This window comes from Noviherbaspirillum album (assembly GCF_035916955.1).
In the GTDB taxonomy this organism is placed as follows: Bacteria; Pseudomonadota; Gammaproteobacteria; order Burkholderiales; family Burkholderiaceae_D; genus Noviherbaspirillum; species Noviherbaspirillum album.
This window is the reverse complement of record NZ_JAWIIV010000092.1, coordinates 1-4208: the sequence shown is the minus strand read 5'-3', so window position 1 is coordinate 4208 and position 4208 is coordinate 1. Positions and strand designations below refer to the sequence as shown.

The 4208-nt window shown below is 43.4% G+C and carries 3 protein-coding genes; all 3 read left to right on the top strand.

Annotated elements, in window-relative coordinates:
- The first annotated feature begins 276 nt into the window (after positions 1 to 276).
- The 3 genes from RY831_RS32710 (at position 277) to RY831_RS32700 (ending at position 4137) form a co-directional block, all read left to right on the top strand.
- A complete protein-coding gene (locus tag RY831_RS32710; protein ID WP_326510457.1) occupies positions 277 to 858 on the top strand; it encodes a KwaA family protein in 582 nt (193 codons plus the stop codon).
- A 2-nt stretch (positions 859 to 860) separates the two neighbouring features.
- Entirely contained in the window at positions 861 to 1775 is a 915-nt protein-coding gene (locus tag RY831_RS32705) for a DUF4868 domain-containing protein (protein ID WP_326510456.1), read from the top strand.
- 787 nt (positions 1776 to 2562) lie between these two features.
- On the top strand, positions 2563 to 4137 hold the full coding sequence (locus tag RY831_RS32700; RefSeq protein ID WP_326510455.1) for a DUF262 domain-containing protein: 1575 nt from the start codon (positions 2563 to 2565) through the stop codon (positions 4135 to 4137).
- The last annotated feature ends 71 nt before the right edge of the window (positions 4138 to 4208 follow it).

The window sequence follows — 4208 nt, the reverse complement described above, 5'->3', positions numbered from 1 at the left end:
TGCCGCATCGCTGGACGCCCGCGTAAACTTCTGTTCGTAGATTCGGTATCCCGTCAAGGTGAGATGGCTAGGCGCTTACCATAAGCCACTGATTTTGAGGGGCTCTCCGACCAAAAGCGCACTTTTTTTGTGTGAAAAGTGCGGTAGCTCAACTACAGCTTGGTGCCACCGCTATACGTACAACCATACCAAGTTTATGGGATACGCCATAGCTGGCAGAACCTCTATAATGTTTCATTTTGGAAAGTTTTATTAACCCTTGTTGAGGATTCCCCATTGCAGTTTCGATTGATATCAGGATTCCTAATTTTCATTGGATCATATCTTCCGCTGGCTATTATCCTTGCCGTTCAGGATATTCCTAAAGATTGGTGGTCTCGGCCGATCTGCTCCATTGCTGACATAAAAGTAGACAGTTGCTCGTATGTCCCTTTCGAAAAGCCTGTGTATGCATTGACCTTTCTAGCTGTTACAGGCTTATCAGTGCTAATGGCCAATGTCTCGTTCAAAAAACTTTCTTACCCTTTCCAGATTGAAGTGGTCCAAGCGAAAGCGATTCCGAACGAGCTGATTAACTATACGTTTCCATATGTTGTTTCATTTATGGGCATAAGTTATAACGAACCACAGAAGTTACTCGGCTTCGCAGTCTTTCTGCTTTGGATGTTCGCGATTACCTATAAGTCGGGTCAAATTCTTATGAATCCGCTGCTACTCATGTTTAAGTGGCGACTGCACGAGGCGACGATTTTAATTAATGGAAACACGCGCGAAGTTCGAATACTGAAGCAAGGAAATTTAACGCCCGGTCCTCAGAAGGGCGAAACCGTTCAAGATTTCTACATTGTTAGGGACTGATTATGCAGGCAAATTTTAATTCTCTCAAAGCATTTGATTACACGCAGAGTACCGTCCATCTGTGGATATTCAAAAAAAGTGCTGCGGCACGCAAGTTCACAGCCTTCTTTGTGCGTACAGATCCGGCCTTAAATGCCCTGTTGAAAACAATCGTGCGGGATGAAATGGTCCGATTAACGGAATGTTCTCAATATAGCTATCTTGCTGAAACAAATGACAACAGTTGTCTTGCTACTGCTGTTAGTGAGTGTAACTTTCATTTGCTAAAAGCACAGGTTGATCGACCGGAGCCAGAGCATCCTGCACGGGACATAAAGGATTTAAAGGGAGCAGAGGGATACGTTGTGAAGTTCATCCATGGCGCGCATACAGTTTACGCAGTTAAGCGTTCCACTGCATCTTGGAAGACGGCATACCCGAAAAAATACATCAACATGATTTTTCGGAATGGCGAGCTAGCTGCAGCGGAGGATAATGGATTTTCAATCGAAAAAAACTTTGATTTCTATTGCTTGGACTCGTCAATCTTTATTTCGGGAAAGCGCAACTTTGAGGCCACAATGGAGTATAAAGCCGCATACGCTCAGGCCTTCGCTAGTTTGCGCCAAAAACCGGATTTTTCGGCGCTGTTCACTGATATGCAGCCCTTAATAACTTACGTAGGAACAAATTCTATCCAATTGCGCCGAATGGCAGTAGTTGAGCAAAAGGGTATCTACTCACGTCCTAATTTCCTGCCGAACCTTCAGGTCGTGAGCCAGAGGAGAGGATGGGCACTGAATTTTGACCGAACTACAAACCAAATCATTGCTTGTGACCAAACGGCTAAGACAATCATGCAAGTACTGCTGGACCATCGACTTCTAAGTGAGATTACAGACGAAATCTATGACGTCCCAGATGCCGTGCCAATCTAAATCATTCCAAGGACCAAGGGTACATCTACGTACTATTAGATCAATGCGCCGGTAGAGACATGTTCTACATTGCAAGCCCATTGACAGCAGTGCTCAAGACTTGTTGCTTCGCCATTCGAAGTTTTTGCAATCGCTAGACTCCTATTACATATCGATACGAATGCTGGCTACTTTAGTTGAAAAGCGCCCCGGTCGGGCAATGCAAGGGACCGTTTTATCGGGTTGGCGAAGTACTTCGATGATGAGTCGCAACGATGGTGAGGAGGATATTATTTCGCCACGTTGCCACCAACGGTTCGTGTAATGTGGGGATGGTCTAAGATACTTTGCCTCGCGTGCTTGTAAAGAAAAAAATTTATGTCGTAAATACAGATGAATTCGGGACGAGAAGTGCCTAACCTACTGTCAATTGAGATTTTCTAGGAGCCGCAGACATCCAATTGGTAATACTCAGCGCGTTAGCACCAGTTAAGCTAAATTACAACAGTTAAATTTCGGAAGATGATATTTCAGTGGAGCTGCGTTTCGTGGATTGCGTTGGCAAGTTCCAGAATGGAACGCCTCGACAATCGGACTTGCGTCTCCCAACGTACTGTTATTATGCTTAAACAGATGCGCACTTCTTTGGATACTTAGACACTCTCGACAACAATTAAGGACAAGCTGTATCGACCTGAATCCAAATCAGTATTGTAGGCTTTGAACGGGCTGTAGAGTTGGAGCATGACCAAAATAAACAGAGTTGCAAATACGCAATATCACAGAATATAACAATTGGAGTATGTGAATGGAAACACTGGCCCAGATATTTAACAACAAGATGTTCCGTATCCCCGATTACCAACGAGGTTACGCCTGGGAAAAACCACAATTAGAAGACTTTTGGAAAGATTTGAACTGGTTAGGACCTCGGCAAAAGCACTATACAGGCATGCTTACTTTGCGACCAGTCACACGAGGGCCTTTGAATTTTCCTGAGAATGCCCCTCACAGCGTTTATCATTTAGTTGACGGCCAGCAAAGGCTCACAACGTCCTATCTTCTACTCAACAAGCTAGTAGCGCGTTCTAATGGTACCGTTGCTGGGCAACCGTTACCGATCATTGTTCATACATATCTATCAGCCTCGCTTGGCAATGAAAGAATTGAAATTTTTGGTTATGACTCTGCTGTCAAAATGAATTTTCTACGGACTTTAATTCAAAACGACTTCCAAGAAAACAAGTTCGAAAAAGCGCAGAAGATATCTCCACGTAATGTATATGAAATGAACTTGCTAGAGGCTAGTGAATTTCTCAACAAAAAAATCACCACTTTGACTCAGGAAGAAATAGACAGCCTTTTTGTTCGCCTAACTCAGCAATTTGTATTTGACATTCATTACGTTGAAAGTTCGTTTGACGTATGCGCGATGTTCGAATCTATTAATTATCGAGGCAAGCGGTTGACAAAGTTTGAAGTTCTAAAAAATAGGCTTATTTATCTAACAGAACTGATAGGGCAGGACAAGCCTCAACTGCAATTACAGACACAAGCTTTAAGGGAGAATATCGATTCTGTATGGGGCAGTGCCTTTGATTGGTTTGGTAGCGGATCCAAACCTTTGGATGAGGATGACTTCCTACAGCAACATACTATTATGTACTTCGGTGCCTTGCGTAGAGAAAAAGAAGCGTTAGACGAAGTTCTCTTCAAACAACAATTCTCAACTGACCGCCTCCGATCAACACATGAGGAACCGCTGGCGTTAAACGAGTTAGAAGAGTATGTGGAAAACATCCGTATATCTTCTGAATTATGGGCGTTCCAACACTCTTGCATTAACATTGTTTCCACATCGCCTTTTCCTGCTTCAAAAGAAGTGGTTGATTGGTTACTAAGGCTTAATCGACTAGGAATGCGTCATTTTAAACCGCTCATTCTTGGGTCCCTTAATCGCCTATCAGACCCCAATACAACGGAAAACATTGAGACATTAGCGTCGCTTCTTAAGGCAATAGAACGCTTCATTTTCATTGTCTATGGATTGTGCGACAACTATGCAAACCATCCATCAAAAACATATTTCGGAGATCATGGCTGGTACATCTTTTATAATGAAACAGGGTATTCATTCCCTGAGATTGTTGACGACATAAATGAGTACATTGAGTCATATGATGAAGATGGTGAGTTTGAAGGTGCCTTTAACGCGACTCGTTTCATAGATAAGGCCCATGCGAGGTTTATTGGAGACAAAGGATGGAGCGATTGGAACGAAATCAGGTATTTTTTAAGCGAATGGGAGACACACTTTTCAGATGCCTGCGGAGATGTGTTATCTCAAAAGGTGTACGATTACAGTTCAATTGAACAGAGCTAGTGTCAAGACTGGTGTATGGCGGCTTGAAGGATAGCGGCGTCAGGCGGCGAGTTTTTGCTGTTCCGGTGGAT